Source organism: Atopomonas hussainii, from assembly GCF_900109735.1.
Classification (GTDB): Bacteria; Pseudomonadota; Gammaproteobacteria; order Pseudomonadales; family Pseudomonadaceae; genus Atopomonas; species Atopomonas hussainii.
This window is the reverse complement of the sequence record NZ_FOAS01000009.1, coordinates 80,025-107,013: the sequence shown is the minus strand read 5'-3', so window position 1 is coordinate 107,013 and position 26,989 is coordinate 80,025. Positions and strand designations below refer to the sequence as shown.

The window sequence follows — 26,989 nt, the reverse complement described above, 5'->3', positions numbered from 1 at the left end:
AGCCATTCAGCGACCTCAACAAATATCTGTACAAGATTGAAATTTATGTACAGATATTTATGCTGAGGGCATGAATGCTGCCGCCCTGCCGTCGCGTCTCGCGATTATTGATGTAGAAACCACCGGCCTCGACCCGCAACGTGATCGCCTGTGGGAAATCGCGGTCGTGCAGGTGGATGATGGCTGCTTGGTGGCGCGCCAGCATTGGCTGGTTAACCCCGGCATACCGCTACCACCCCGTATCGAAGCCCTGTGTCAGATCAGCCACGCCGAGCTGCGCCTGCAACCTAGCCTTGCTGAGATTGCCCCGGCACTGAACGAGGCCCTGCGTGGTCGTACGCTGGTGGCGCACAACCTGCGTTTTGATGCGGCTTTTTTGCGCCGCGCCTTGCCGGGCAAGCTGCCGAGTCGTGGCCAGCTGTGCACCTTGAGCTTGGCCCGCCAGTGTTTGCCCAACGCCGCCAGCCACAGTCTGGAAGCCTTGTGCCAACAGCTGGGCATTGCCCACTTTGCCGCCCATCGCGCGCCTAGCGATGCCGAAGCCACTTGGCAGCTGCTGCAGCACTTATGGCCACTACGCCCTAACCAATCAGCGCCCGCCGTGCGGCACGAACTAAACCTCGCCGCCCTGCCACAGCGCCCTGGGGTGTACTACTTCTATGGCGAGCACGATGCGCTGCTCTACATCGGCAAAAGCCGCCAACTGCGCCAGCGCGTGCACAGCCACTTTTACGCCGATCACCACAGCCGCCGCCAGTTACAGATGACCCAACAAGTGCGGCGCATTGCCGTCACCCCGTGTGCCGGCGAACTCGGCGCCTTGCTGCTAGAAGCCGCTGAAATCCAGCGCCTGCAACCGCTGTATAACCGCCTGCTACGCCGCCAACGGCGGTTGTTTAGCTGGCACTGGGATAGCCAAACCGCACGCTTACAGCTACTCAGTCATGACGATGCCGGTGCGGCCAGCAGCGGCGTGTTCCGCTCGCCTAAACAAGCACGTACATGGCTACAACAACAAGCCAAACACGCGCAGCTGTGCCCGCAACGGCTTGGCCTGAGCAAAGGTCACGGTGCCTGTTTTGCCGTGCAACTGGGGCAGTGCCTCGGCGTCTGCTGTGGGCAAGAAAGCCCCGCCAGTCATGACGAGCGCTTACTGGCCTGCCTGGCTTCGCGGCGCCGCCAAGCTTGGCCTTGGCCGGGGCCCATTGCGATTGCCGAGCACGACCGCGAGCACCGCCTTAGCCAGTGGCATGTGGTGCACGACTGGCGCTACCTCGGCAGCGTCAAGCAACGCCGCCAAGTGCGCCAAGCACTCAAGCAGACGACCGCCTGCGCCACCCTAGACAGCTATCACATCCTCCTGCGCCATTTACAGGCCAACCCCACGTGCGAGGTCATCCCGCTATGAGCCAACGGCAACTGGCGCTGATCCTCGGCGATCAGCTGAGCTTTAACCTACCCAGCCTGCAGGCGCTCAACCCCGCGCGCGATCTGGTGCTGTTGGCCGAAGTGCACGAAGAAGCCAGCCACGTGCCGCACCATCCGCAGAAGATCGCCTTTCTGTTCAGCGCCATGCGCCACTTTGCCGAAGCACTGCGCCAACGTGGCTATCAGGTGCACTACGTGACGCTGGACGACCCCGCCAACAGCGGCAGCCTGCTCGGCGAGCTACAACGCCAGCTAGCTGCCGAATCGTTTACCGCCGTGCACCTGTGCGAAACCGGCGACTGGCGGGTAGAAAAAAGCCTGAAAGACGCCGACCTACCCATCACTTGGCACGCCGACACGCGCTTCTTGTGCAGCCGCGAGCGCTTTGCCGCGTGGGCGGCCGGCAAAAAACAGCTGCGCATGGAGTTCTTCTACCGCGAGCAGCGCAAGCGCCTGAACATTCTGCTCAACCCCGATGGCACCCCGGTGGGCGGCGCGTGGAATTTCGATGCCGACAACCGCCAAGCGCTGCCGAAAAACGCCAAGCCGCCCTATCCGCTGCGGGTGACTCCGGATGCCATCACGGAAGAAGTCTTGGCGCTCGTCCGCCAGCGCTTTAGCCATCACTACGGCTCGCTGGACGACTTCCACTACCCGATCACCCACGCCGATGCCGAGCGCCTGTGGGGCTATTTTCTCGACCACGGCCTGGCCGCCTTTGGCGACTACCAAGACGCCATGGCCTGCGACGAGCCGTATTTATTTCACGCGCGGATCAGCGCGGCGCTGAATATCGGCCTGCTCGATGTGCGCCAGCTGATCAGCGATGTCGAAGCCGCCTACTGGGCCGGTCGCGTACCGCTGAATGCCGCCGAAGGGTTTATCCGCCAGCTACTCGGCTGGCGCGAATACGTGCGCGGCATTTACTGGCTGCACATGCCCGAGTAGGCCCAACGCAACGCGCTGGACGGCCAACGCGCCCTGCCCGCGTTTTACTGGACCGGGCAGACCCGTATGCGCTGCCTAGCGCAAACCATCGGCCAGACCCTGCAAACCGCCTACGCGCACCATATTCAGCGCCTGATGGTGACCGGCAACTTCGCTCTGCTGATCGGCGTGGCGCCGCCGCAGCTGTGCGATTGGTATCTGGCGGTGTACATGGATGCCTTCGACTGGGTCGAGCTACCCAACACCCTCGGCATGGTACTGCACGCCGATGGCGGTTATTTGGGCTCGAAGCCTTATTGCTCGAGCGGCCAATACATCAAGCGCATGTCGGATTACTGCCAAGGCTGCGCCTACGATGTGCGCGACAGCACCGGTAGCAACGCCTGCCCGTTCAATGCGCTGTATTGGCATTTCTTAATGCGCCAACGCCCGCGACTGGGCAAGAACCCGCGCCTAGCGATGCCCTATCGCACCCTCGACAAGATGGCCGACAGCAAACGCCAAGCCCTGTGGGCGCGCGGCGAAACGCTGCTGGCCAAGCTCGATAGCGGCGAGGCGTTGTGATGCGTGGGGTGAAAAAGGCCAACCTGCCGAGCAAAACCTGCGCCTGTTGCGGGCGGCCGTTTAGCTGGCGGAAGAAATGGGCCCGTTGCTGGGACGAAGTGCGTTACTGCTCGACGCGCTGTCAGGGACAGCGATCGCCGTTAAAACATAATGAGCAGTAGTGCTTACTTCACAAAGCGAATGCAGAACGGGTAGCGATAGCTCTGCCCTTCATTGGCCTTGATGCCGGCAATAATGGTCAGCACCAGCGCGGCGATACTCACCACCGCCAACAGCGGAAAGCCAATCACCACCACCGTGAGCATGCCGCAGATGATCATCGCTAGGCTCACCGTGAGCTGAAAATTCAGCGCCTCTTTGCCTTGCTCATCCACCAGCGGATCAAGCTCTTTCTTGATCTGCCAAACAATCAACGGGCCGATCACATTGCCGATCATCGGCGCCAATAGCCACAAGAACGCCGCAAAGTGGCAGAGCATTGCCCACTGACGGACTTCCTGACTGGGTTGGCTCATGGCGCCTCCTTACACGGTGATTAATCGGCCAGCGCTTGCTGTTGCAGCTCGAACAGGCGGTTGATGCCGTCCTGCGCTAGCGCCAGCATGGCGTTGAACTCATCGGGGGTAAACGGCGCGCCTTCGGCGGTGCCTTGCACCTCGATAAAGCCGCCTTGGTTGGTCATCACCACGTTGAGGTCGGTCTCGGCGGCGGAATCTTCTAGGTAGTCCAAATCCAGCACCGGCTGGCCCTGATAGATACCCACCGACACCGCGGCGATCATCTGCTTGAGCGGGTCTTGCTTGAGCGCGCCGCGTTTTTTCATTGCGCGCAGGGCATCGACCATCGCCACAGTGGCGCCGGTGATCGACGCGGTGCGGGTGCCGCCGTCGGCCTGAATCACATCGCAATCGACATACAGGGTGTACTCACCGAGCTTGCGTAAATCCAGCGCGGCGCGCAGCGAGCGGCCAATCAAACGTTGAATTTCTAAGGTGCGGCCGCCCTGTTTGCCACGGCTGGCTTCACGCTGGGTGCGCTCACCGGTGGCGCGCGGCAGCATGCCGTATTCGGCGGTCAGCCAACCTTGCCCTTGGCCTTTGAGGAAGCGCGGCACGCCGCTTTCTACGCTCACGGTACAGATCACCTTGGTATCGCCGAACTCGACCAACACCGAGCCCTCGGCGTGCTTGGTGTAGTTGCGGGTAATGCGCACGTTGCGCAACTGATCGGCGGTGCGGCCGCTGGGACGTTTCATAGCAAGGTACCTGTCAGGTCTAAACGTGGATCGCCGCCATTATAGGCCGAAGCGACGCCCGTGTGCGGTTGGGCTGCTCGGCGGGGTCGGCTACAATCGGCCCCTTTGCACACGAGGACATCCCATGGCGCACAGCATGACCGGTTTCGCCCGCATCGAGCAGGCCAGCAGCTTCGGCACCCTGAGTTGGGAGCTGCGCTCGGTCAACCAGCGCTATTTGGAGCCCTACCTGCGCCTGCCCGATAACCTGCGCGAGCTAGAGCCGGCGGTGCGCGACGGCCTGCGCAACACCCTGTCGCGCGGCAAGGTGGAAGTCACCCTGCGCTTTACCCCCAACCATCAGGCCAGCGGCATTCAAATCGACCGCCAACGCGCACAAGCGCTGATCAGCGCCGCCGAGCAAGTCAGCAGCCTGCTTGCCAGCCCTGCGGCGATAGACCCCTTGGCCGTGCTCAACTGGCCCGGCGTGATGATTGCCGATGCCACCGATCAAGAAGCACTGGTCGCCGAGGCTCTGAGCCTGTATCAACAAGCCCTTAAGCAACTCGGCGAAGCCCGCGCCCGCGAAGGCGCCGCGCTGGCCGCGCTGCTCGAAGAGCGCCTAGCGAGCATCTTGGACGAGGTCAGCACCCTGCGCCCACTGCTGCCTGAAATGCTCGCCGCGCAAAAGCAGCGCATCTTAGACCGCTGCGCCGAGCTGCAACTGGAACCCGACACCCAGCGCTTAGAGCAAGAACTGGTAATCCTCGCGCAAAAAAGCGACGTCGCCGAAGAACTCGACCGCCTGTGCACGCATATCGACGAAGTACGCCGCGTGCTCAAGCAAAAAGGCGCCATCGGCCGCCGGCTAGACTTCTTAATGCAAGAGCTCAACCGCGAAGCCAACACCTTAGGCTCCAAGGCCATCGACCCGCGCAGCACGCAAGCTGCGGTGAACATCAAGGTGCTGATCGAGCAAATGCGCGAGCAAGTGCAGAACATCGAGTAAGCCAGCGCCTGCGCAGCCAATGCGCGCCCTCAGCGGCGCGCGTGTGCTTGCTGCCAAGTCGCCCCCGCTTGCCAGCTGAGTAAATGCTGCCGGTAGGCATAACTAGCGCCTTGGTAGTAGGCAATATCGCGGCGTAGCAAAGGGTCGCTGCTGTCGGTGGCGTGCTCGTGACTAAAGCCCAGCGCATCGTCGTGACGACGGGTTAAGCGCTGCGGACTCAAAATCGCCAAATCACGGCCATCGAACAAGCCTAAATGCTGGTAGTTACCGATCAGGGCACGCCCCGGCGGCGCATCGGCGCGCAGGGCATCTACGCCGAAGAAGGTCGAGGTATAGCTCATCCCCAGTAAGCCCAGCAGCGTCGGAGCCAGGTCGATCTGGCTGGTCAACCGATCAACCTCGCGTGGCGCCAGCCAGCCCGGCGCATAGATAAACAAGGGGATGTGGTAATTAGCCACGGGCAAGTCTTCTATGCCGGCGCTACCGGCAGTGTGGTCGGCCACAAACACAAACAGGGTGTCGTTAAACCACGGTTTAGTGCGTGCCGTTTTCAGAAATGCGCCAATGGCATAGTCGGTGTACTTCACCGCGCCCTCGCGCCCCTCGCCAGAGGGGATATCAATACGCCCTTCTGGGTAGGTGTACGGGCGATGGTTCGAGGTGGTCATCAACTGCAGGAAAAACGGCTTACCCGTGGCGTAATCCTGATCGGCGATTTGCATGGCTTGGCGATACAGATCTTCATCGGCCATCCCCCACGCGTTGGTGAATGACATGTCCGCATCCGGCACGCTGCTTTGATCGACCACGCGGTAGCCGTTACCAGCAAAGAACGTGTTCATGTTGTCGAAATAACCGCGCCCGCCATAGACGAACACGCTGTCGTAGCCTTGTGCGGTCAGTTGCTGGCCTAGGCTGGCAAAGCCGCTTTCACGACCCAAGCGCTTCACAATAGAGCGGCCCGGGGTGGGCGGCACCGATAGGGTGATGGCTTCCAAGCCACGGTCAGTGCGTGTGCCCGTGGCGTAAAACTGGTTGAAGAACACACTCTGCGTACGCAGCTGATCAAGGTTCGGCGTCAGCCCACGGGTGTCGCCCATGCTGCCTAAGTATTTAGCGCTTAAGCTTTCGATGGTGACTAACAGCACATTACGCGGCTTAGCCAACGGCTGATTGCTGATCTGCCGGCGCACCGGCAACACGCCGTCATCCACTAGACGGGCATTGCTTTCTTGCCATTCGGCTTGTAACAGCGAGGCCACTTGGCCCTGCGGCAAAGTGGCGTAAAAGCTGGGATAGTCCAGCTCGTTATTGCGAAACGCGGCAAAAAACTGATACAGGCCATTGCTGCCCAGCTCACGCAGATAGGCATTGCCCTGTGCCGGGCGCGGGAAGTCTTGCCCAACGCCCAACACCACAGCAAACACCGCTGTGATTAAACCCACACTCAGTAGCGCCCGTTGCGGCAAGGTCGCTAACGGCGCCTGCCACGCGCGACGCAGCCAAAGGTTGAGTGCCGCGGTAATCGTCACCGCCAGCAAGCCCAAGGCAGCCAGCAAGGGATACACCGGGTATGACTCAAGAATGTTGTTCAGCACCTCATCGGAGTAAACCAAGTAGTCCACGGCAATAAAGTTAAAGCGCACGCCGAACTCATCCCAAAACAACCACTCGGCCGCGGCGACAAACAGCATCACAAACACACTCAGCAGCAGTACGCCCTGTAGCGCAGTGAACATAGCGCGGCGGCGCCACAGCCGCTCGGGCAGCCAGAGCAACAGCAGCAGTGGCAGCGCGGCATACAGCAAAAAGCTCACGTCATAAGCGAGGCCTAACGCAAGCACCTGCAGCACGTCGCGCATGGTGATGCTTGCCACGCTGAAAAACTGTACGAGCAACACTAGGCGCGTCACACTGAATAGCGCCAGCCAAGTGCCCAATAGCAATAACCCCAACCGCACGACGGCAGTACGTTCGCTCAACATGCTCGGATCCTCTGTTCAACCAGCAAGGCGAACAGTGTCTGGCGGCGCACGTCAGCACCCCGTTAAGACCATGTGAAAAAAATGTCATGTGAGGCTTCATGCGTATTTTGGTGATCGAAGACAACCCCGACATCCTCGCCAACGTGCTCGACTACCTGAACCTCAAAGGCTTCACCACCGATTGCGCACGCGATGGCTTAAGCGGCCTGCACTTAGCCAGCCAAAACAGTTACGACCTGATCGTGCTCGACCTGATGTTGCCCGGCCTCGATGGCTTGCAGGTATGCCAGCGCCTACGGAACGAAGCGCGCAGCAGTGTGCCGATTCTTATGCTCACCGCCCGCGATGCACTAGACGACCGCCTGCAAGGCCTACGTGCCGGAGCCGACGATTACCTGATCAAGCCCTTTGCGCTGGCCGAATTGGTGGCGCGGATCGAGGCCATCTTGCGCCGCACCCAAGGCAATCGGCAGCGCCAGCTGCAAGTGGCTGATTTGGTTTACGACCTCGATACGCTCGAAGTCAGCCGTCAGCAACAAGCCATCCGCTTAAACCCTTTGGGCCTAAAACTGCTGCAAGTGCTGATGCAAAAAAGCCCCGGCGTGGTGCGTCGCGAAGCCCTTGAACAAGCCTTGTGGGGCGACGACAGCCCCGACAGCGACAGCCTGCGCAGCCACATTCACCAGCTGCGCCAAGCCATCGACAAACCCTTCGCCAACGCCCTGTTGCATACCGTGCATGGCATTGGCTACTGCTTGAAGCCCTGATATGCATCTGCCGTTTATTCGCCGCATTCTGCTGGCCTATGTGCTGCTCACCGCCATTGTCAGCGGGGTGTTTTCGCTAAGCATCGTCGCCATCGTGCACTTGGTCGAAGAGCATCTGGTTGCCAACGACATGCTGCGCGACCTCAATACCGCCCTGCAGGAAGACATTGCCCTAAAGCAGCAGCCGCGCTTAGACGCGCACAGCCAGCTGTTCACCACGTTAGACGCACGCTACGCCTTACCAGAAGCCTACGCCCAGCTGCCGGAAGGCTTCAGTGAAGTGTTCGAGCCAGATCGTGCCTTCTACGCCTACACCTTGCTGCGCAATGGTCAACGTCATGTGCTGCTGCAGCAGCAAGACGAGTTTGAGCAACGTGAACAAGCCTTGTTCAACATTGTTTTGGCCGGGTTTATCGTCACCCTGATTCTGGCTTGGGCGCTGGGCTGGTTAATGGCGCGACAGGTGATGCGCCCGGTCAGCCGGCTAGCCGACGATGTCCGGCAATTGCGCCCCGGGCAGAGCCCGCTGCACGCGCTGCAACGCCACTACAGCGCCGATGAAATCGGCGAGCTGGCACGCGCCTTCGACACCACCTTGGCGCAACTGCAAGACGCTCTACAGCGCGAACAGTGGTTCACCAGCGATGTCAGCCACGAGCTGCGCACGCCCTTAATGGTGATCGGTAGCTCGTGCGAACTACTTGAGCAAAGCGACCTGCAACCAGCACAGCGCAACCAACTGGCACGTATTCAACGCGCCAGCCAGAGCATGCAAGAGCTGGTGCATACCTTCTTGCAATTAGCCCGCGACCCGCGCCACGCGCTGGCTAACCGGCGCGCCACCCTTGGCGTGGTTGCGCAAGAGCACGTCGAGCATTGGCGCCAAGCCATGCTCGACAAAGGCTTGGACTTTAGCCTTAGCGGCCATGCCGCCGCCGATAGCCACTACGACGCCAGCTTGCTCGGCACCGTGCTGAATAACCTGCTGCGCAATGCCTGGCACTACACAGAAAACGGCCATGTGCGCTTAGAGCTACATGAACACGGCTTTGCCGTGCACGACAGCGGTGGCGGCATTACCGCCGAGGAACAAGCGCAACTGTTTGAGCCCTTTGTGCGTGGCCGCCACGCCCGTGGCGAGGGTCTGGGCTTAGGTCTAGCTTTGGTCAAAAGAATCTGCGAGCGCGAAGGCTGGCAGATTGAGGTCAGCAGCCAGCCACAGCAGGGCAGCTGCTTTAGCGTGCGCCTAAAATCATGAGCATTGACACTTTCTTCACATTCGCTTGACGTTGTCGTGATACCGCCGTCGTTAGCCTGCAGAACACTCTCAGGCTCACGCGGAGGTCTTTCATGCCTGCAAGCTCCCTCAAACATTCAGCTGCCTTAACGCAACAGCCGTACAAAGGCGCAACCGGTGTGCGCCGCATTCTTAACGCCACGGGTTACTCGTGGGCCGGTTTGTGCGCGGCCTGGCGCGGTGAAGCTGCGTTCCGCCAGCTGATCGCTCTCAATGCCCTGTTAATTCCTCTGGCCTGTTACCTCAACGTCAGCCGCGCCGAACGCGCCTTGCTGATCGCCAGCGCACTGTTGTGCCCACTCATTGAGCTACTCAATTCGGCCATCGAAGCGGCTATCGACCGCATCTCCCTCGAACGTCACACCCTGTCTAAGCAAGCCAAAGACATGGGCAGCGCCGCACAAACCTTTGCCCTGCTGATCGTTGCCAGCACCTGGGCGGTCATCTTGCTGTAAGCCGCCACGGCGCAGCTTAAGGAGTCTTTATGCAGCACACCGTGCAATCGACCAGCACGCCGCGTTTTGATTGGCGCGCACTGGGCTGGCAATTCTTGTTCTTTTGGTATTTCTCCGGCGTAACCCACCTGCTCATTCAGCTCAACGGCGATGCGGGTTTCAGCGGTTTTCGCCAAGCCACCACCATGAGCATTTTGTGGCTAACGCCAACCTTGCTGTGGCCGGCGCAAACCAAACGCATCACCGCCGTGCTCGGCTTGCTGCTCGGCAGCTTATCGTTACTGAGCTTTGGCTATTACTTGGTGTACGGGCAGGAGTTCTCGCAAAGCGTGATCTTCATTCTGTTCGAGTCCAACCTGCGCGAGGGCAGCGAATACTTAGTTCAGTACCTTAGCCTTGGCAACGCGGCCGCCTTTGCCGCCTACATCGCCGGCGCGTGGTTGATCTGGCGCTACAAGATTCGCCCTGCTTATGCCCCACAACACTGGCGTCCGATGATTGCCGTGCTGGTGTTGATAAGCAGCGTTGGTTATCCGTTTGGTAAAGAATTCCTCGCCACCGGCGACTTGCATAGCGCCCGCGTGCACTTAGAAAAACGCCTAGAACCGGCGGTACCGTGGCAACTGCTAATGGGCTACGCGCAATACCGCGAACAGCTGCACAACATGCAAAACTTGCTCGCGCAAAACCAAGCACTACCACCGCTGGAGGGGCTCAAGGACCTGTCCGGCAACGGGCCGCAAACCGTTGTGCTGGTGATTGGCGAATCCACCAATCGCCAACGCATGAGCCTGTACGGCTATCGCCGCGACACCTCGCCCGAGCTACAAAAACGCCGCGCACAGCTGGCCGTGTTCGATAACGTCGTCACCCCGCGCCCCTACACCATCGAAGCGCTGCAACAGGTACTGACCTTCGCCGACCAAACCCATCCTAACGACTATCTCACCACCCCTTCAGTGGTCAACTTGATGAAACAGGCCGGCTACAAGACCTACTGGGTGACCAATCAGCAAACCATCACCGCGCGCAACACTATGCTGACCACCTTCTCGCAGCAGGCCGACGAGCAGGTGTACCTGAATAACAACCGCGAGCAGAACGCCCGCCAGTACGATGATGACGTGCTCAAGCCGTTCGCCAAGGCGCTAAACGACCCGGCGCCACGCAAATTTATCGTCGTGCACCTGCTGGGCACCCACATGAGCTACCAATACCGTTACCCACAAAACTACGAGCGCTTTACCGATCGCCAAGGTGCACCGGCGTGGGTGGATGACTACGAACTGCCAACCTACAACAGCTACGACAATGCAGTGCTGTTCAACGACCACGTGGTCGCCGGGCTGATCGAACGTCTCGACAGCGGCAGCAATAAAGGGCTACTGGTGTACCTGTCTGACCACGGCGAAGCGGTGTTCGACGCCCCGGATGACGCCACCTTAGGCCGTAACGAAGGCCGCCCCACCGCGCCCATGTACACCGTGCCGTTTATCGTCTGGCGTTCAGCGGCGTGGCAAAGCGCCCACCCGCGTGATTTCAGCAGCATGCTGCAACGCCCCTATAGCAGCATGAACTTTATCCACACCCTGGCCGATCTTAGCGAGCTGCGTTTTGATCGCTTCGAGCCCAGCAAGAGCTTGGTCAACGCCGGCTTTGTCGCCCAGCCACTGCTCATCGGCAACCCGGAGCAACCGAAAAACCTGATCGATTTCAGCCTGATCAAACCCAAAACCGCGCCAACCCACGTGGCGCAAAGCAAATAAAAAGCGCGCACAAACAGGTCACAGCAGCGGCCAACGCCACGCGCTGTGACCTGCGGGCCTCACAAATCGCTTCGCATTGCGTACACTAGCGGGCCAATTGGCGTTATCGGCGACAGCTTCATGGCTCATACCCCCGGCACTCTGTATATCGTTTCCGCCCCGTCTGGCGCGGGCAAGACCAGCTTAGTGAAAGCGCTGATCGAGCAAGTCAGCGATGTGCGCGTGTCGGTGTCGCACACCACCCGCGCCATGCGCCCGGGTGAGGTGGACGGGGTGAACTACCACTTCGTCGAGCGCGGCGAGTTCGAGCGGATGATCGAGCGTGCCGCTTTTTTGGAGCATGCCGAAGTGTTCGGCAACCTCTACGGCACCTCCGAAGAGTGGGTGCGCGACACGCTGGCCGATGGCTTTGATCTGATTCTGGAAATCGACTGGCAAGGGGCACAGCAAATTCGCCGCCTGATCCCTGAGGCGCGGTCGATCTTTATTCTGCCGCCCTCGCGTGAGGCGCTGCGCCACCGCCTGAACAATCGTGGCCAAGACAGCGAAGAGGTCATCGAACACCGCATGACCCAAGCCGTGGAAGAAATGAGCCACTACGGCGAATACGACTACTTAATCATCAATGACGATTTCCGTTTAGCGCTGGAAGACTTCAAAGCCATCTTCCGCAATCGCCACCTGACGGTCGCTCACCAGCAGCTGCGCCATGCGCACTTGTTGGCTAGCCTCTTGTCATAAACTTTGTACATTTTTTAAACTATCAGGTCTGCCCGTGTTTTTCGGGCCCTGAACTGACAGCCTGAGGAACACCATGGCCCGCGTAACCGTAGAAGATTGCTTGGATCACGTCGACAACCGCTTTGAACTGGTGATGTTGTCCTCCAAACGTGCTCGCCAACTGGCCACCGGCGGCAAAGAGCCGAAGGTTGAATGGGAAAACGACAAGCCCACCGTAGTAGCCCTGCGCGAAATCGCTGGCGGCTTGGTCGACATGAAATACGTGCAAGAGCAGGAGTTGGTTGAAGACGAACCGATTTATGCCTTCGACGACGAGAACGCCGAGGCCCTGTAACTCTGTGGATCACGCATGGCGCGGTATCTCGCGCGGTCAGCCAGCCGACCGGAGGCCTCGCCATGCCCACGCTTGACGCGTTTGTTGAGCGCATCAGCGGCTACCTAAGCGCGCCGCAAGTCAATTTGGTGCGCCGCGCGTTTTACTACGCCGAGCAAGCCCACGACGGCCAACGCCGCCGCAGCGGCGAACCCTATGTGACTCACCCGCTGGCGGTGGCGCATATTCTCGCCGACATGCACATGGACCATCAGAGCCTGATGGCCGCCATGTTGCACGATGTGATCGAAGACACCGGCATCGCCAAAGAAGCGCTCAGCGCGCAGTTTGGCGAAACCGTCGCCGAGCTGGTCGACGGGGTCAGCAAACTGACCCAAATGCAGTTTGAGACCAAGGCCGAGGCACAGGCGGAAAACTTCCAGAAAATGGCCTTGGCCATGGCCCGCGATATCCGCGTGATTCTGGTTAAGCTCGCCGACCGCCTGCACAACATGCGCACCTTAGGCGTGATGCCGCCGGTCAAGCGGCGCCGCATTGCCAAAGAAACCCTCGAGATCTACGCACCGATTGCCAACCGTCTGGGCATGCACCAGATGCGCATCGAGTTCGAAGACTTAGGCTTTCAAGCCATGCACCCGATGCGCGCCGACCGCATTCAGCGCGCGGTGCGCCGGGCGCGCGGCAATCGCAAAGAGATTCTCTCCAAGCTCGAAGAATCGCTGCGCGCCGCCTTAGAGCGCGACGGTTTAGAAGGCGAAGTACACGGCCGCGAGAAGCACCTGTACAGCATCTATAAGAAGATGCGCGGCAAGCGGCGCGCCTTCCACGAAATCATGGACGTCTACGCCTTCCGCATCGTGGTCGACAAGGTCGATACCTGCTACCGCGTGCTCGGCAGCGTGCATGGCGTGTTCAAGCCGATTCCCGGGCGCTTTAAAGACTACATCGCGATTCCCAAAGCCAACGGCTACCAGTCGTTGCACACCACCCTGTTTGGCTTGCACGGCGTGCCGGTGGAAATCCAGATCCGCACCCGCGAGATGGAAGAGCTGGCCAACCAAGGCATCGCCGCACATTGGCTGTATAAATCCGCCGAAGGCGAGAACTTAAAGCAAGGCCACGCCCGTGCCCGCCAGTGGGTAAAGGGCCTGTTGGAGCTGCAAAAGAACGCCGACAGCTCGCTGGAATTTATCGAGAACGTGAAGATCGACCTGTTCCCCGACGAGGTCTACATCTTCACCCCCAAGGGCCGCATCATGGAGCTGCCCAAGGGCTCGACGGCGGTGGATTTCGCCTTTGCCGTGCACACCGACGTGGGCAACAGCTGCATCGCCTGCCGTATCGACAAGCGCTTGGCGCCGCTGTCTGAGCCGCTGCAAAGCGGGCAAACCGTGGAAATCATCACCGCGCCCGGCGCACGGCCAAACCCGGCGTGGCTGAACTTCGTGATCACCGGCAAGGCGCGCACGCACATTCGCCATGCGCTCAAGCAGCAGCGCCGTAGCGAGTCCATTTCGCTTGGCGAGCGCTTGCTGAATAAGGCGCTAAGCGCCTTCAACTTAAAGCTGGAGCAAATCGCCGACGACGTGCTGCACACCGTGCTCAGCGAATATCGGCTCGCCGGACGTGACGACCTGCTGGAAGAAATCGGCCTCGGCAATCGCATGGCGTACGTAGTGGCCCGCCGCCTGTTGGCGCAAGACCACGAGCCGGCGCATAACCCCGACAGCCCGTTGGCGATTCGCGGCACCGAGGGGCTGATCATCAGCTACGCCAAGTGCTGTACGCCGATTCCCGGCGACCCGATCATCGGCCACCTGTCCGCCGGTAAAGGCATGGTCATTCACCTCGACAGCTGCCGCAATATCACGGACATCCGCCACAACCCGGAGAAGTGCTTCCCGCTGACCTGGGCGAAAGACGTCAGCGGCGAGTTCAATGTCGAGCTGCGCGTCGAGCTGGAGCACCAGCGCGGCCTGATCGCCGTGCTCGCTACCGGCATCACCGCCACCGATGCCAATATCGAGAAGATCGGCATGGACGAGCGCGACGGCCGCGTCAGCGTGGTGCACCTGATCATCAGCGTGCGTGATCGTTTGCACCTCTCGCGCGTCATCAAAAAGTTGCGCGCTTTAAAAGGCGTGATGCATATCCAACGCATTCGTAACTGAGGCCTACCGGCCTCAATCAAGACAAGGAACTGCCATGAGCAAGACCATTATCAGCACCGACAAAGCCCCCGCCGCCATCGGCACCTACTCGCAAGCCGTGAAAGTGGGCAACACTGTGTACCTGTCCGGGCAAATCCCCCTCGACCCGGCCACCATGGAGCTGGTCGAAGGCTTCGAAGCGCAAACCGTGCAAGTGTTCGAAAACCTCAAGGCCGTGTGTGAAGCCGCCGGCGGCTCGCTTGCCGACATCGCCAAGCTGAATATCTTCCTCACCGACCTGAGCCACTTCGCCACCGTTAACGAAGTGATGGGCCGTTACTTCCAGCAGCCCTACCCAGCCCGCGCCGCCATCGGCGTAGCGGCCCTGCCCAAAGGCGCTGCGGTGGAAATGGACGCGATTCTGGTGCTGGCGTAAGCCATGCCCGATTCAGGCCCTCTGGTCACGGCGCTTGCATACGCCTGGCTAGGCGGCCTGACCATCCCGCTGGGCGCTTGGCTCGCCGGGCGTCCTCAGTTATTCCCGCGCTGGCTGGATGGCGAACTACGCCACACCCTGCTGGCGTTCGGCGCCGGCGCCCTGCTCGCCGCTGTCACCTTGGTGCTGATTCCTGAAGGCGCCCGTTTCATCCCACTGTGGCAACAACTGCTGGCGCTGAGCCTTGGCGGCGTGACCTTTCTCTTGCTGGAAAAACACCTGCCGCGCACCGGGCTCGGCCTGCCGCTGCTGCTGGCCATGCTGCTGGACTTTATCCCCGAATCGATGGCCTTGGGCGCTTTGCTGCCGCAACACGCCGAGGCCGGATTGTTGCTGGCCGTATTGATTGCTCTGCAAAATCTGCCTGAAGGCTTTAATGCACAGCGTGAACTGCAACGCCTGCCTGCCGTGGCGGCCCATCGCCACGCACTGCTCGGGCTGTTTGCCGTGCTCAGCCTGTTGGGGCCGCTGTGCGCTTGGCTGGGCATGCGTTATCTGCACAGCTCCCCCATGCTACTGGGGTGGCTAATGCTGTTTTCCGCCGGCGGCATTCTGTACCTGATGTTCCAAGACATCGCGCCAAAAATCCCCCTACGCCAACACTGGGGCCCGCCGCTCGGTACGCTAGCGGGCTATATGCTCGGCTGGGCTGGGCAACACTTGCTGCATGGCGTTGGGGCTTAAGCTTTACAAAGCGTTTTGAGCTAACAAGACGCGATAACCCTCGCGGTAACTGGGGTACTGCGGCTGCCAACCTAAGGCCCGCGCACGCTGGTTGCTGCAGCGCTTGCTGCCCGCGCGGCGCTTGGCCAGCTCGCCTGTGCCTGCGGCAATGCCCAGCTCGGCGCGCAGCCACGCCAGCACTTCATCCAGCGGCGCTGGTTCGTCATCCACGCCAAGGTAACCGACCTCCAGCGCAGCGCCCTGTTCCGCTTGCGCGATGAGGGTGGCGAGCAAGTTGGCCGCATCGTCGGCATGAATCCGGTTAGTGAACTGCAGCGGCTCGGCCCGCGCACCGCTTTGCGCTTGCTTGAGCAAGTAACCCCGCCTTGGACCATAGATACCCGCCAAGCGCAGCCAACTGGCCGGCTGGCCACTTTCGAGTGCCAATTGCTCGGCAGCGAGCAGAATGCGCCCGCTGTAGCCCGCAGGCTCGGAGGGCGAGGTTTCATCCACCCATTGCCCGTCGCTCTGCCCATACACCCCAGTGCTGGAAACAAACAACAGGCGCTTGAGCTGCTGACCGCGCTGCGCCAGCCAGCCCAGCACATTGCGCAAGCCCTCGACATACGCGGCCTGATACGCCGCCTCGCCGCCGGCACCGGCGGCCACGGCATACACCAGATAATCCACCTGCGCCGGCCAATCGGCCGGACACGCTGCCACGCCGACATCCGCCTGTAGCGCCTGCACGCCCGCTGGCAACGGCACGGCGCTACGGCGCACGCCCGTCACCGTGTGCCCGACCTGCTGCAACTGCGCTGCCAAACGACTGCCAACATCGCCACAACCGACAATGACTACCTGTGCCATGAACTGACTCCTGTTGTGTTTAGGCAACACTGCTTTAATGCCTGCACGATCCAATCACTGCGCGGTGTGGTGCTCGTAACCTCGCCTACCGGGCGGTATGCCTCGGTGACTGCGCTCCGTACGCCTTGTGCTTGACCCCTTCGGCGCTTCAATCAGCGCTTCCTTTATTCCATGATGCCAGACACTTGGTCTTGCACTACAGCAAAGCTATGCTTCGCCGCAGATCAATGGAATTTACCTATGACGCTGACCGAACTGCGCTACATCGTAACCCTCGCCCAAGAACGCCACTTTGGCCGCGCCGCCGAGCGCTGCCATGTGAGCCAGCCGACCCTCTCGGTGGGGGTGAAAAAGCTCGAAGACGAGCTGGGCATTTTGCTTTTTGAGCGCAGCAAAAGCGCGGTGCGCGTCACCGAAGTCGGCGCGCCGGTGATTGCCCAAGCGCAGAAGGTGCTGGAGCAAGCGCAGACCATCCGCGAGCTGGCGCAAGCCGGTAAAGATCAGCTCAAAGCACCGCTCAAGGTCGGCGCCATCTACACCATCGGGCCGTATCTGTTCCCGCACCTGATTCCGCAGCTGCACCGTGTCGCACCCGATATGCCGCTGTATATCGAAGAAAACTTCACCCACGTGCTGCGCGACAAACTGCGCACCGGCGAGCTGGATGCGATCATCATCGCGCTGCCCTTCCAAGAAGCCGATGTGCTGACCAAGCCGCTCTACGACGAGCCATTCAGCGTGCTGCTGCCGGCTGGCCACCCGTGGTGCCAATACAGCGAAATCCAACGCGAGTGGCTGAATGACAAGAGCCTGCTGCTGCTTGGCGAAGGGCATTGCTTCCGCGATCAAATCCTCGAAGCCTGCCCCACCTTGAGCCGCCCGCAAGACGACGAACACAAGCACACCACGGTCGAATCCACCTCGCTGGAGACCATCCGCCATATGGTCGCCTCCGGGCTTGGGGTTAGCGTGCTGCCGCTCTCGGCGGTGGAGAGCCACCATTACGCGCCGGGTATCTTGGAGGTGCGGCCGTTCTGCGCCCCGGCGCCGCTACGCACCGTGGCGATTGCCTGGCGGGCGAGCTTCCCGCGCCATCAGGCCATCGAGGTGCTGGCCGACTCCATGCGTCTGTGTTCGGTCAGTAAGCCCAGAGGCTAAGCCGATGACCGATCTGGCAGCCATCCCGCTGACGGTGATCAAAGGCGTCGGCGCGGCGCAGGCAGAAAAACTCACCCGCCTGGGGCTGGAGAACCTGCAAGACCTGCTGTTTCACCTGCCGCTGCGCTACCAAGACCGCACCCGCATCACCCCGATCGGCGCTTTGCGGCCCGGCCAAGATGCGGTGCTGGAAGGCTTCGTCGCCGGTGCCGATGTGCTGATGGGTCGCCGCCGTAGCCTGCTGGTACGCCTACAAGACGGCAGCGGCACGCTGAGTTTGCGCTTCTATCACTTCAGCGCCGCGCAGAAGAACGCCTTCGCCCGAGGGGCGCGGGTGCGCTGTTATGGCGAAGTGCGCCCCGGCGCCTCGGGACTGGAGATTTACCACCCCGAGTACCGCGTGCTGGAAGAAGACGAGCCGCTGCCCGTGGCGCAAACCCTCACGCCGATTTACCCTGCCACTGAGGGCGTATCGCAAGCGCGCCTGCGCCAGCTGGCCGATGCTGCGCTAGCCCGCCTCACCGACAGCACGCTGCCGGACTGGCTACCCGAGCACATGCGCAGCGACTATCACTTAGGCCCGCTGGCCGAGGCGATTCGCTACCTGCATAAACCGCCGCCGGATGCCAATCTGGAGCAACTGGCCGAAGGCGCGCATTGGGCGCAGCAGCGTTTGGCGTTTGAAGAAATGCTCGCCCACCAGCTGTCGCTACAGCGCCTGCGCGAACAAGTGCGCGCCCTGCAAGCACCGGCTTTGCCGCCGAGCCAGCGCTTGGTGGACGGCTATCTGGCTAATCTTGGCTTTGCCCCCACCGGTGCGCAAAAGCGTGTGGCCGCCGAGATTGCCTACGACCTCGCGCAAGACGCACCCATGCTGCGCTTGGTGCAAGGCGATGTGGGCGCGGGCAAAACCGTGGTCGCCGCCTTGGCTGCGCTGCAAGCGCTGGAGGCGGGTTACCAAGTGGCGCTAATGGCACCCACTGAGATCCTCGCCGAGCAGCACTACGTCAACTTTCAGCGCTGGTTACAACCGCTGGGGCTCGAGGTCGCGTGGCTGGCCGGTAAGCTCAAGGGCAAGACCCGCGCCACCGCGCTGGAACGCATTGGCAACGGCAGCGCGCGCATGGTGGTCGGCACCCACGCGCTGTTTCAGGCTGAAGTGCAGTTCGAGTCGCTGGCCTTGGCGATCATCGACGAGCAACACCGCTTCGGCGTGCAGCAGCGTTTGGCGTTGCGTGAGAAAGGCGTCAGCGGCCGTTTGTGTCCGCATCAGCTGATCATGACCGCCACGCCGATTCCGCGCACGCTGGCGATGAGCGCCTATGCCGATTTAGACACTTCAGTGCTCGACGAACTACCGCCCGGGCGCACGCCGGTGAACACCTTAGTGCTGGGCGATAGCCGCCGTGGCGAGGTGATCGAGCGGGTGCGCGCCGCCTGCCAAGAAGGCCGCCAAGCCTATTGGGTGTGCACCCTGATTGAAGAGTCGGAAGAACTCACCTGCCAAGCCGCGCAAAGCACCTATGAAGAGCTGCAGCTGGCGCTCGGGGAGCTGCGCGTCGGTCTGATCCACGGGCGCATGAAGCCCACGGAAAAAGCCGAGGTGATGGACGCCTTCAAGCAGGGCGAGCTGCAACTCTTGGTCGCCACCACGGTGATCGAAGTGGGCGTGGATGTGCCCAACGCCAGCCTGATGATTATCGAAAACCCCGAGCGCCTAGGCCTCGCCCAGCTACACCAGCTGCGCGGTCGCGTAGGCCGTGGCAGCGCCGCCAGTCATTGCGTGCTGCTCTATCACCCGCCGCTGTCGCACATCGGCCGCGAGCGTTTGGCGATCATGCGTGAGACCTGCGACGGCTTCATCATTGCCGAGAAAGACCTAGAACTGCGCGGCCCCGGCGAAATGCTCGGCACGCGGCAAACTGGCCTCTTGCAGTTCCGCATTGCCGACTTGCAGCGCGATGCCGACTTGCTGCCCGCCGTGCGCGATGCCGCCGCCGAGTTGCTGGCCAATCAACCGCAGGCCGTGAGCCCCTTGTTAGCACGCTGGCTGCGCCACGGGCAGCAGTACGGGCAGGTCTGAGTTCAGCCTTTTATTCAGGGCAATGGCACCGGCGCATCGCTCAGGCTGCGTAAATACAGCAACACACTGGCGCGCAGCTCGGCGTCGCTAATGCCGCCAAAGTTCATGCTGCGCCCGGGTATCGCACGCTTGGTATCGGCGAGGTAGTAATCCAGCGCGGGCAAGTCCCAACGGCCGCTAGTCGCACGCATGGCCGCAGAGTAGTTAAACCCCGCCCGCGCGGCTATCGGTCGGTTCACCACGTTCCATAGCAGCGGGCCGGTGAAGTCGATGCCATCGCCGGCGGCATCGTGGCACTGCGCGCATTTGCGGGCAAAAAATGCCTCACCAGCGGCGCTATCCGCCGCCTGCAAGCGCTCGCGCAAGCCTTCATCCAGCAGCGGTTGATACTCCGTCAGGGGCTGCCCCGCCAGCGTTGGGCTAAGCCAACCCAGCAGCACGCCGATCACCAGTGTGCGCATGGCGCCTCTCCAGCTTGGTTAGGTGAATAGGCTCAGGCTAGGCAAGCCATGCCGACGTTGTCCTTGTCAGTGGTCAAGTTTTCCGCACCACTGGCGGCTAGCCGGTGGGGGCAATTCGCTGCAAGCTGTTTATACTGCAAGAAAACTCAGCAAAAGGTATGCGCGATGAGCGAGCCACTGGCCATGACCGACGCCCAGATCCCTCCGCCTGCCGTTCCCGGCATCATTCAGCAACTGATGAGCAAATTGTCTTTGCCCTATCAGATGGTGCTGGATAACCCCAACATCGACGCCGCCCAGCGTGTGCAAGCCATGCTGCTGGATGACCAAGTGGGCGCGTTACTGGTGCTCTTCCCGCAGAGCCATTTGCTCGACTTGGCCGCACTCAACGAGCTCACCGGACGCAAGCTCAACCCGGTGCGCCAAGAGCGCCTCGACCGCATGCTCGGCAAACACAAGCTCGACGGTTTACCGGGCCTGCCGCCGCTGACCAGCTCACCGTGCATTTATGAGGAAGGCTTACTCACCCCGCCCACCGTGCTGATCGATTCGGGGCACAAAGGTGTGCTGCTGGAGATGCCCACCCCCAACTTTAAAAGTCTGCTCAGCAAAGCCAGCTCAGCGCGCTTTGCCGTGCCGCTGGCGCAAATCCAACCAAACCTCGACCGCCCCGACGACGACCGCGAAGAAATCACCCAAGCGGTGCAAAACTTCACCGCCCGGCGTATTCGCCAGCGTTTGGAAGAAACCTTAGAAATCCCGCCGCTAGCAGAAACCGCGCAGAAAATCATCAAGCTGCGCGTCGACCCCGATGCCACCGTAGAAGACATCACCGGCGTGGTGGAAACCGACCCCGCGCTGGCCGCGCAAGTAGTCAGCTGGGCAGCCTCGCCCTATTACGCCGCGCCGGGCAAGATTCGCTCGGTAGAAGACGCCATCGTCCGCGTGCTGGGTTTTGATTTGGTGATTAATCTGGCGCTGGGCCTAGCCCTGGGCAAAAGCCTGAGCCTGCCCAAAGACGGCCCGCAAAAGGGCATTCCCTACTGGGACCAAGCCATTTACACCGCCGCGGTTATCGAAGGCTTGACCCGCGCCATTCCACGCCCTCAGCGCCCTGAGGCCGGCTTGAGCTATCTCGCCGGCCTGCTGCATAACTTCGGTTATCTGGTGTTGGCGCATGTGTTTCCGCCACATTTCTCGCTGATCTGCCGACACATGGAGGCCAACCCGCACGTGCCGCACAACGTGCTGGAGCAACACCTGCTGGGCATTAGCCGCGAGCAAATGGGCGGCTGGCTGATGCGCTTTTGGGACATGCCCGAAGAAATCGCCACCGCACTGCGCTTTCAGCACGACCCCAGCTATCGCGGTGCGCATCACGCCTATGCCAACTTGGTTTGCCTCGCCACACGCTTGCTGCACCAACGCGGTATCGGTGGCGATAGCCAAGAGCCGATCCCCGCTGAGCTATATCAAGCGCTGAATATCGAACCGGATAAAGCGCTGGAGGCAGTCAATAAGGTGATGGATGCCGAAGTGGCGCTGCGCGAACTGATTAGCCAATTTCACCAAAGCGGCGGTTAAACTAGCCAGACCTCATACACAAGACCGCCAACCCAGACTGGGTGAAAACTACTGCACTTGGCTATGCAGCGTTAAAAACAGGCTCAAAATGCTCATTTACCACACGTAAACTGCGCTTTTTCGCCTGTTTTTGCCTTGCCTAGCCTACGCTCGCGACGTTTTCACACAGTCTGGACCGGCGGTCTTTCTTTGCTTGGGTAATGACTCATGGACGACCTCACCTACTGGCTGGTGTTTTTTAGCGCCGCACTGGCGCTGAACTTAGCCCCCGGCCCTGATCTGCTGTTTATTCTCTCGCGCACCTTGGCGCACGGCACCCGCGTGGGCTTGGCCTCGGCGGCGGGCGTGTGCTCGGGCGCGGTGGTGCATGTGCTGGCCGCCGCGCTGGGCTTATCCGCGCTGCTGGCCAGCTCGGCCTTGGCGTTTAGCGTGGTGAAGTACTTAGGCGCGGCCTATTTAGTCTATTTAGGCGTGCAAACCCTACGCAGCGCCGGCAGCAGCTTTACCCCCAAAGCCGCTCAAGATGCACCGCGCAGCGCCTGGCGGGCGTACCGCGAAGGCGTGCTGGTGGACATTCTTAACCCCAAGGTGGCGATCTTCTTTATGGCCTTCTTGCCACAGTTTGTGCGCCCCGAGCACGGCCAACCGACCCTGCAACTGATCGGCCTCGGCCTGCTGGTGATTGTGGTCGCTATGTTGGTGGAAGGCAGCTTTGTGCTGCTGGCTGGGCGCGCGACGCGGTTCTTCCGCGAACAACCGAAAGCGGCCTTGTGGCTAGACCGCTTGCTGGGTGGGGTATTGTTGGCCTTAGCGGGGCGATTAGCGCTGAGTGAACGCTAGCAGACTCTAAGTTCCCTACGCAGCTTATTTCAGCTGCCCTCGGCGCTCGGCAAACACGTGACTAAGGCTGTCTTTCACCGTGCGCATCAGTGCTTTAACCGGCGGCTGTTCGTACAGCTCCACGTAGGTTTGTAAGGTTTCGCTGGGTACGCGGCGGTAGGCGTAAAGCAAAAAGACTTTCACTTGCTCGCGGCTAATCTCGTCAAGCTTGCGACCTTGTTCGGCAGTCTGGCGGCTTAGCTCTTCTTCACTTAACTCGGCGCCTTGGGCTTTGAGGTTAAGCAGCGCTTGGGTTTTACCCACCTCATAGCGCAAACGGCTAGTCAGTGCGCTGGTTTGCGCGGCGGCATCTAAGCGCTCGACCAAGTCCACCCGTGGACCACGCGGGGTTTGCTCCAGCACTTTGCTGCGATAGGCCGCCAAGCCCAAGCTGCCCTCTGGGCCGGGGCCAGTGGCTAAACGCTCTTGCTCGGTCATGGTGGCGGCAATGGGGTTATCCAGCAGCACAGTGACCTTGGCCAGCTGTTCTTCATTCAGCGTCAACTGCACATCACGAGCGAGGCTGGCGCACAACTCGCGCGCGGCAAATTGCTGGTTAAGGCTGGCTTGGTATTGCTGGCTTAACGCTTCCGGCAGGCCACGCTGCAGCAGCGGTGCGGCTTGCTCGCAGAGCAAATGAATACCAGCCACCTCAAAGGCACGGTTAATCGTGCTGCTGGCGGCAGGCTGTTCGGCACTGAAAGCATTTAGGGAAACGACACTGGCCATCAGCGCCAGCAAGGAGGCAAAACCGGATACGCGCATGAAGAAACCCTCAACAACTGCGCGCTGAGCCTAGCGAAATGTAGAGGAACCGCCAAGCGACAGACACACAAATCAGGCCGCAAGAAAGCAGCTGCACTCGGCTATGCGGCGTTAAAAACAGGCTCAAATGCTCATTTACCGCACGTAAACTGCGCTTTTCACCTGTTTTTGCCTTGCCTAGCCTTCGCTCGCGGGCTTTCTTGCGGCCTGAGTGCCTGCACCCATCTGTGGGTTACGCGGCTTTCTTGCTCGAGGAGTCTTTCTTCTTCGGCGCCAAGTACTTGGTCAGACCTTGGAACCACAGCACCAGACCGGGGTTGCCCTGAATCTGGATGTCTTTGTTCTGCACACCCTGCATAAAAGCCAGCTGCTTGTTCTTCGCGGTCATGGTCGCGAAGCCATAAGCGCTGTCACGGAAACCCAGTGAGAACGCCGGCTGCGGATGGCTGCCGCCGTGACTGGTGATACGCAGGTTTTTCACCACGAAGTGGCGCGCCACTTTGCCATCTAAGGTGTGCAGCTGGAACACCATGTCCTGACCTTCCAGTTGCTTCTGCATGGCCGGATTAGTTTTGCTGGCCTTGGCCAACATACGGCCCATCATCCACAGCAGAAAACGGAATTTCATCGACAGCCCCTTAAGCGGCGAAAAAGGACCTGCGATTCTAAAAAGCCCGCCAATAAAAACGCCCAACCTAAGTTGGGCGCTTGCGTGGAGGGCAGTCAGGTAGCGCCGACTGCGCGCGCGAGCCGCTTAATTAACGGCGTCTTTCAGGGCCTTGCCGGGCTTAAAGGCAACGGTGTTGCTGGCCTTAATTTGCACCGGAGCGCCGGTCTGCGGGTTTTTACCGGTGCGCGCACCACGATGGCGCTGCGCAAAGGTGCCAAAACCCACTAGGGTCACAGAATCTTTACGGTTTAGAGCGTTGGTGATTTCGTCGAGAACGACATTCAGGACGCGATTGGCTTGTTCTTTAGACAGATCAGCCTTGTCGGCGATTGCAGCAGCAAGTTCCGGTTTACGCATAACAGCCTCGTTGACGGTTTTTTTGTTGTTGTTGCGCGCCGACTCTTCCTGGTCGACGTCAGTCTGACTCTCGTGGCGGCAGCACGAAAGAACGCTTTGGAGCATGGCACGGGATACGCGCCCGCGCCAGCCTTGTCCTACATTTTGCGCGGCCATTCACATGACATACGTGCCAAAACGCCAGCTTTTTATGCCAACACAGCAGGCAGCGACTTATTCAGTGCCATGCGTTCGCTCACGCAGCCGCCGGTCAGGTTAAAGCCCAGCAGCGCGCCGCTGGCGTCTTTACACAGAATGCGCAGGTCTGGCGCCTCACCTTCAACGCTCCACTGCCCAGCGCTGCCAGCCGGTGGCGGCGACACCACCAAGGGGCACGCAGGGGTTTTCACCACCACGGGCATGGGGCCATAGCTCACCGCCGTGGGTTCGCCAGCTAAGGTTTTCGCCAGGGCGCGCGCGCAGCTCATCAGCGGCATCACGTATTGCAGGTTTAACCCAGCAACTTCGGCGCAATCGCCCAAGGCGTAGATGTGCGCGGCGCTGCTTTGCAGCTGACGATCCACGGCAATGCCACGGCCCAATGTCAGCCCTGCCGCTGCGGCCAGCTGCGTGCGCGGACGCAGGCCCACGGCAGACACCACCGCATCGCAGGCCAGCACAGTGCCGTCGGATAGCTCCGCACGCAGCGCTGCGCCATCGCGGCTTAAGCGACTGACCACCGGGCCTAGGTGAAATGCCACGCCTAATGCTTGCAGCGCGTGCTGCACTGCCTCGGCGGCTTGCGGCTGAATCAAGCCGGGCATCACCTGATCGCAGGGCGCCACCACGCTCACTTGCAAGCCGCCGCTGGTTAAGTCATTGGCAAATTCACAGCCAATCAAACCGGCGCCCATCAGCAGCACACGCTGCTTGCCGTCTATCGCGGCGCGAAAGCGTGCGTAGTCTTCAAGATCATTGATTGCGTAGACGTGATCGGCGGCATCGCCGGGGATATCCAAGGCAATCGGATCAGCCCCTAAGGCCAATACTAAATCGCGGTAGTCGATGGCCTCAGCACCCAGCCACAGGCGCTTGGCGTCTGGCTCGATACGCGTGACAGGGGTGTGGGTGCGGATCTCGGCATTTAATTGCTCGGCCATGGCACCGACATCAGCCATCACCAGCTCATCGGCTTGTTTGTTTTTCGCAAAGCCGGTGGAGAGCATGGGCTTAGAGTACGAACGCCCGTCATCGGCGCTGATTAGCAGCAGCGGCGTGCTGCTATCGAGCTTGCGCCATTCGCGCGCGAGGTTATAACCGGCCAGCCCCGTGCCGACGATGACCAAAGGTTTACTGCTCATGCTCTCTCCTGTGCTGCAACAGGGCCTCCGCGTGCTGCTTGCGCAACCACTGCAAAGGCCTATGACGGTCGCTGATTAAGCGATTTCGATCATTTCGAAGTCGGCTTTGCCCACGCCGCAGTCGGGGCATACCCAGTCTTCGGGCACGTCTTGCCACTTGGTGCCGGCAGCGATGCCGTCTTCGGGCCAGCCTTGCGCCTCGTCATAAATCAGGCCGCAAACTACGCACTGCCACTTACTCATCACTCTGTCCTCATCGTTATTACGGGTGCCTCACTGAGCACTATTAAAATTGTCCAACAATTTTTTTGGTCGGATCAAGACTCACTCGGCGCCACCCTACCCAAGTTAGGCCGGGCGCACACGTGGTTATCGCGATCATGGTAACCTGCCGCGCGCCGGCCAGCGCGGCCAGCTGCGCCAATTAAAGGACTGATCACGTCGTGTCGTTATCCTCTCTGCCCCTGCACTGGCACTTGCCCAGTCAACTGCATCCCGGCCCAACGCCCATCGAGCGCGACTGGCTGCTGGAGCAGGGCTCGCTTACGCGGCGTCTGCAAGCGCTGGCAGACGGTGCCTTTCGGGTCGAGCCATTAAACGAAGGCTGGCACAACCTACGTCTTGATGAGGCCCGTGCGCTGGGCGTCGCCCCCGGCAGCCAAGGCTGGGTGCGCGAAGTGCTGCTGCGCGGCCACGAGCAGCCTTGGGTGTTTGCCCGCAGCGTGGCCAGCCGCGAGGCACTGAAAGGCTCGGGGTTTGATTTAGCCCACTTAGGCAGTCGCTCGCTGGGTGAGCTGCTGTTCACCAGCCCCGTGTTTCAGCGCGGGCCGATTGAGCTAGCGCACTACCCTGCCGACTGGCTGCCCAGCAGCGTGCGCGCCGAACAGCTATGGGCGCGGCGCTCGCGCTTTGCTCGTGAGCGACTGAGCGTGCTGGTGTGCGAGGTGTTCCTGCCGAGCTTATTCGGCCAGCTATAATCGCCGCG

General features: G+C 60.8%; 27 protein-coding genes and 1 pseudogene. 18 read left to right on the top strand and 10 right to left on the bottom strand.

Going from position 1 to position 26,989, the window contains the following annotated elements; translation table 11 throughout:
- The first annotated feature begins 70 nt into the window (after positions 1-70).
- From BMX80_RS10315 to BMX80_RS10305, 3 genes and pseudogenes are all read left to right on the top strand, one after another.
- Positions 71-1,408, top strand: coding sequence for a 3'-5' exonuclease family protein (locus tag BMX80_RS10315; RefSeq protein WP_074868010.1), 1,338 nt, complete (start codon positions 71-73; stop codon positions 1,406-1,408).
- A pseudogene (locus tag BMX80_RS10310) lies at positions 1,405-2,940 on the top strand (cryptochrome/photolyase family protein). The gene BMX80_RS10315 and the pseudogene BMX80_RS10310 overlap by 4 nt, the downstream one beginning before the upstream one ends.
- Positions 2,941-2,948: 8 nt before the next feature.
- Positions 2,949-3,101, top strand: coding sequence for a DUF2256 domain-containing protein (locus tag BMX80_RS10305; protein ID WP_217641973.1), 153 nt, complete (start codon positions 2,949-2,951; stop codon positions 3,099-3,101).
- Positions 3,102-3,104: 3 nt separating this feature from the next.
- Here the strand turns inward: BMX80_RS10305 and BMX80_RS10300 are convergent, their stop codons facing one another.
- On the bottom strand, positions 3,105-3,455 hold the full coding sequence (locus BMX80_RS10300; protein ID WP_074868005.1) for a DUF4870 domain-containing protein: 351 nt from the start codon (positions 3,453-3,455) through the stop codon (positions 3,105-3,107).
- 20 nt (positions 3,456-3,475) lie between these two features.
- Positions 3,476-4,195 carry a ribonuclease PH gene (gene rph / locus BMX80_RS10295; RefSeq protein WP_074868002.1) on the bottom strand — a complete coding sequence of 240 codons (720 nt, stop codon included), beginning with the start codon at positions 4,193-4,195 and terminating at the stop codon, positions 3,476-3,478.
- A 124-nt stretch (positions 4,196-4,319) separates the two neighbouring features.
- On the opposite strand from rph, the gene BMX80_RS10290 reads away from it, so the two are divergent.
- Positions 4,320-5,183, top strand: a complete 864-nt coding sequence (locus tag BMX80_RS10290) for a YicC/YloC family endoribonuclease (protein ID WP_074867999.1) — start codon at positions 4,320-4,322, stop codon at positions 5,181-5,183.
- Positions 5,184-5,212: 29 nt separating this feature from the next.
- Here the strand turns inward: BMX80_RS10290 and BMX80_RS10285 are convergent, their stop codons facing one another.
- A complete protein-coding gene (locus BMX80_RS10285) occupies positions 5,213-7,168 on the bottom strand; it encodes an LTA synthase family protein (RefSeq protein ID WP_074867995.1) in 1,956 nt (651 codons plus the stop codon).
- A 98-nt stretch (positions 7,169-7,266) separates the two neighbouring features.
- Between BMX80_RS10285 and BMX80_RS10280 the strand changes: the two genes are divergently transcribed.
- The 9 genes from BMX80_RS10280 to BMX80_RS10240 all read left to right on the top strand — a co-directional run bounded on the left by BMX80_RS10280 (position 7,267) and on the right by BMX80_RS10240 (position 15,858).
- Positions 7,267-7,935 (top strand): response regulator transcription factor, encoded by a 669-nt coding sequence (locus BMX80_RS10280; protein ID WP_074867993.1) that lies wholly within the window; start codon positions 7,267-7,269, stop codon positions 7,933-7,935.
- 1 nt (position 7,936) lies between these two features.
- A complete protein-coding gene (locus tag BMX80_RS10275) occupies positions 7,937-9,193 on the top strand; it encodes a sensor histidine kinase (RefSeq protein WP_074867990.1) in 1,257 nt (418 codons plus the stop codon).
- 92 nt (positions 9,194-9,285) lie between these two features.
- Entirely contained in the window at positions 9,286-9,687 is a 402-nt protein-coding gene (locus tag BMX80_RS10270) for a diacylglycerol kinase (protein ID WP_074867987.1), read from the top strand.
- A 29-nt stretch (positions 9,688-9,716) separates the two neighbouring features.
- Positions 9,717-11,453, top strand: a complete 1,737-nt coding sequence (gene cptA / locus BMX80_RS10265; RefSeq protein ID WP_074867984.1) for a phosphoethanolamine transferase CptA — start codon at positions 9,717-9,719, stop codon at positions 11,451-11,453.
- A 120-nt stretch (positions 11,454-11,573) separates the two neighbouring features.
- Positions 11,574-12,194 carry a guanylate kinase gene (gene gmk, locus BMX80_RS10260; protein ID WP_071872237.1) on the top strand — a complete coding sequence of 207 codons (621 nt, stop codon included), beginning with the start codon at positions 11,574-11,576 and terminating at the stop codon, positions 12,192-12,194.
- A 73-nt stretch (positions 12,195-12,267) separates the two neighbouring features.
- Positions 12,268-12,528, top strand: a complete 261-nt coding sequence (gene rpoZ / locus BMX80_RS10255) for a DNA-directed RNA polymerase subunit omega (protein WP_071872236.1) — start codon at positions 12,268-12,270, stop codon at positions 12,526-12,528.
- A gap of 62 nt (positions 12,529-12,590) precedes the next feature.
- Positions 12,591-14,699: a bifunctional GTP diphosphokinase/guanosine-3',5'-bis pyrophosphate 3'-pyrophosphohydrolase gene (spoT, locus tag BMX80_RS10250; protein ID WP_074867981.1), complete on the top strand. Its 2,109-nt coding sequence runs from the start codon at positions 12,591-12,593 to the stop codon at positions 14,697-14,699.
- Between the two features lie 34 nt (positions 14,700-14,733).
- Positions 14,734-15,114 carry a RidA family protein gene (locus BMX80_RS10245; RefSeq protein WP_074867978.1) on the top strand — a complete coding sequence of 127 codons (381 nt, stop codon included), beginning with the start codon at positions 14,734-14,736 and terminating at the stop codon, positions 15,112-15,114.
- A 3-nt stretch (positions 15,115-15,117) separates the two neighbouring features.
- Positions 15,118-15,858, top strand: coding sequence for a ZIP family metal transporter (locus tag BMX80_RS10240; protein WP_074867974.1), 741 nt, complete (start codon positions 15,118-15,120; stop codon positions 15,856-15,858).
- 3 nt (positions 15,859-15,861) lie between these two features.
- Here the strand turns inward: BMX80_RS10240 and BMX80_RS10235 are convergent, their stop codons facing one another.
- Positions 15,862-16,707 carry an NAD-dependent epimerase/dehydratase family protein gene (locus BMX80_RS10235; RefSeq protein WP_074867973.1) on the bottom strand — a complete coding sequence of 282 codons (846 nt, stop codon included), beginning with the start codon at positions 16,705-16,707 and terminating at the stop codon, positions 15,862-15,864.
- A gap of 240 nt (positions 16,708-16,947) precedes the next feature.
- Between BMX80_RS10235 and BMX80_RS10230 the strand changes: the two genes are divergently transcribed.
- A complete protein-coding gene (locus BMX80_RS10230) occupies positions 16,948-17,865 on the top strand; it encodes a hydrogen peroxide-inducible genes activator (protein ID WP_074867970.1) in 918 nt (305 codons plus the stop codon).
- A gap of 4 nt (positions 17,866-17,869) precedes the next feature.
- Positions 17,870-19,948, top strand: a complete 2,079-nt coding sequence (recG, locus tag BMX80_RS10225) for an ATP-dependent DNA helicase RecG (RefSeq protein WP_074867967.1) — start codon at positions 17,870-17,872, stop codon at positions 19,946-19,948.
- 14 nt (positions 19,949-19,962) lie between these two features.
- Here recG and BMX80_RS10220 read toward each other — a convergent pair whose 3' ends face one another.
- Positions 19,963-20,409 (bottom strand): c-type cytochrome, encoded by a 447-nt coding sequence (locus BMX80_RS10220; protein ID WP_074867965.1) that lies wholly within the window; start codon positions 20,407-20,409, stop codon positions 19,963-19,965.
- Between the two features lie 183 nt (positions 20,410-20,592).
- On the opposite strand from BMX80_RS10220, the gene BMX80_RS10215 reads away from it, so the two are divergent.
- Positions 20,593-21,993: an aminoacyl-tRNA deacylase and HDOD domain-containing protein gene (locus BMX80_RS10215; RefSeq protein WP_074868217.1), complete on the top strand. Its 1,401-nt coding sequence runs from the start codon at positions 20,593-20,595 to the stop codon at positions 21,991-21,993.
- Positions 21,994-22,200: 207 nt separating this feature from the next.
- Positions 22,201-22,833, top strand: coding sequence for a LysE family translocator (locus BMX80_RS10210; protein WP_074867963.1), 633 nt, complete (start codon positions 22,201-22,203; stop codon positions 22,831-22,833).
- Between the two features lie 24 nt (positions 22,834-22,857).
- Here the strand turns inward: BMX80_RS10210 and BMX80_RS10205 are convergent, their stop codons facing one another.
- The 5 genes from BMX80_RS10205 to BMX80_RS10185 form a co-directional block, all read right to left on the bottom strand.
- Positions 22,858-23,637, bottom strand: coding sequence for a hypothetical protein (locus BMX80_RS10205; protein WP_074867960.1), 780 nt, complete (start codon positions 23,635-23,637; stop codon positions 22,858-22,860).
- A gap of 232 nt (positions 23,638-23,869) precedes the next feature.
- Positions 23,870-24,265, bottom strand: coding sequence for a helicase (locus BMX80_RS10200; protein WP_074867957.1), 396 nt, complete (start codon positions 24,263-24,265; stop codon positions 23,870-23,872).
- 126 nt (positions 24,266-24,391) lie between these two features.
- Positions 24,392-24,664 (bottom strand): HU family DNA-binding protein, encoded by a 273-nt coding sequence (locus BMX80_RS10195; RefSeq protein WP_074868214.1) that lies wholly within the window; start codon positions 24,662-24,664, stop codon positions 24,392-24,394.
- A 188-nt stretch (positions 24,665-24,852) separates the two neighbouring features.
- Positions 24,853-26,004 carry an NAD(P)/FAD-dependent oxidoreductase gene (locus tag BMX80_RS10190; protein ID WP_074867955.1) on the bottom strand — a complete coding sequence of 384 codons (1,152 nt, stop codon included), beginning with the start codon at positions 26,002-26,004 and terminating at the stop codon, positions 24,853-24,855.
- A gap of 75 nt (positions 26,005-26,079) precedes the next feature.
- Positions 26,080-26,247 (bottom strand): rubredoxin, encoded by a 168-nt coding sequence (locus BMX80_RS10185; RefSeq protein ID WP_071872224.1) that lies wholly within the window; start codon positions 26,245-26,247, stop codon positions 26,080-26,082.
- Positions 26,248-26,447: 200 nt separating this feature from the next.
- On the opposite strand from BMX80_RS10185, the gene BMX80_RS10180 reads away from it, so the two are divergent.
- Positions 26,448-26,981: a chorismate--pyruvate lyase family protein gene (locus BMX80_RS10180; protein WP_074867952.1), complete on the top strand. Its 534-nt coding sequence runs from the start codon at positions 26,448-26,450 to the stop codon at positions 26,979-26,981.
- Positions 26,982-26,989: the final 8 nt, after the last annotated feature.

Bases quoted from the DNA above. Each gene is read 5' to 3' on its own strand.
- BMX80_RS10315 (WP_074868010.1), top strand. From the start codon at position 71: ATGAATGCTGCCGCCCTGCCGTCGCGTCTCGCGATTATTGATGTAGAA.
- BMX80_RS10300 (WP_074868005.1), bottom strand. From the start codon at position 3,455: ATGAGCCAACCCAGTCAGGAAGTCCGTCAGTGGGCAATGCTCTGCCAC.
- rph (WP_074868002.1), bottom strand. From the start codon at position 4,195: ATGAAACGTCCCAGCGGCCGCACCGCCGATCAGTTGCGCAACGTGCGC.
- BMX80_RS10290 (WP_074867999.1), top strand. From the start codon at position 4,320: ATGGCGCACAGCATGACCGGTTTCGCCCGCATCGAGCAGGCCAGCAGC.
- BMX80_RS10285 (WP_074867995.1), bottom strand. From the start codon at position 7,168: ATGTTGAGCGAACGTACTGCCGTCGTGCGGTTGGGGTTATTGCTATTG.
- BMX80_RS10280 (WP_074867993.1), top strand. From the start codon at position 7,267: ATGCGTATTTTGGTGATCGAAGACAACCCCGACATCCTCGCCAACGTG.
- BMX80_RS10275 (WP_074867990.1), top strand. From the start codon at position 7,937: ATGCATCTGCCGTTTATTCGCCGCATTCTGCTGGCCTATGTGCTGCTC.
- BMX80_RS10270 (WP_074867987.1), top strand. From the start codon at position 9,286: ATGCCTGCAAGCTCCCTCAAACATTCAGCTGCCTTAACGCAACAGCCG.
- cptA (WP_074867984.1), top strand. From the start codon at position 9,717: ATGCAGCACACCGTGCAATCGACCAGCACGCCGCGTTTTGATTGGCGC.
- gmk (WP_071872237.1), top strand. From the start codon at position 11,574: ATGGCTCATACCCCCGGCACTCTGTATATCGTTTCCGCCCCGTCTGGC.
- rpoZ (WP_071872236.1), top strand. From the start codon at position 12,268: ATGGCCCGCGTAACCGTAGAAGATTGCTTGGATCACGTCGACAACCGC.
- spoT (WP_074867981.1), top strand. From the start codon at position 12,591: ATGCCCACGCTTGACGCGTTTGTTGAGCGCATCAGCGGCTACCTAAGC.
- BMX80_RS10245 (WP_074867978.1), top strand. From the start codon at position 14,734: ATGAGCAAGACCATTATCAGCACCGACAAAGCCCCCGCCGCCATCGGC.
- BMX80_RS10240 (WP_074867974.1), top strand. From the start codon at position 15,118: ATGCCCGATTCAGGCCCTCTGGTCACGGCGCTTGCATACGCCTGGCTA.
- BMX80_RS10235 (WP_074867973.1), bottom strand. From the start codon at position 16,707: ATGGCACAGGTAGTCATTGTCGGTTGTGGCGATGTTGGCAGTCGTTTG.
- BMX80_RS10230 (WP_074867970.1), top strand. From the start codon at position 16,948: ATGACGCTGACCGAACTGCGCTACATCGTAACCCTCGCCCAAGAACGC.
- recG (WP_074867967.1), top strand. From the start codon at position 17,870: ATGACCGATCTGGCAGCCATCCCGCTGACGGTGATCAAAGGCGTCGGC.
- BMX80_RS10220 (WP_074867965.1), bottom strand. From the start codon at position 20,409: ATGCGCACACTGGTGATCGGCGTGCTGCTGGGTTGGCTTAGCCCAACG.
- BMX80_RS10215 (WP_074868217.1), top strand. From the start codon at position 20,593: ATGACCGACGCCCAGATCCCTCCGCCTGCCGTTCCCGGCATCATTCAG.
- BMX80_RS10210 (WP_074867963.1), top strand. From the start codon at position 22,201: ATGGACGACCTCACCTACTGGCTGGTGTTTTTTAGCGCCGCACTGGCG.
- BMX80_RS10205 (WP_074867960.1), bottom strand. From the start codon at position 23,637: ATGCGCGTATCCGGTTTTGCCTCCTTGCTGGCGCTGATGGCCAGTGTC.
- BMX80_RS10200 (WP_074867957.1), bottom strand. From the start codon at position 24,265: ATGAAATTCCGTTTTCTGCTGTGGATGATGGGCCGTATGTTGGCCAAG.
- BMX80_RS10195 (WP_074868214.1), bottom strand. From the start codon at position 24,664: ATGCGTAAACCGGAACTTGCTGCTGCAATCGCCGACAAGGCTGATCTG.
- BMX80_RS10190 (WP_074867955.1), bottom strand. From the start codon at position 26,004: ATGAGCAGTAAACCTTTGGTCATCGTCGGCACGGGGCTGGCCGGTTAT.
- BMX80_RS10185 (WP_071872224.1), bottom strand. From the start codon at position 26,247: ATGAGTAAGTGGCAGTGCGTAGTTTGCGGCCTGATTTATGACGAGGCG.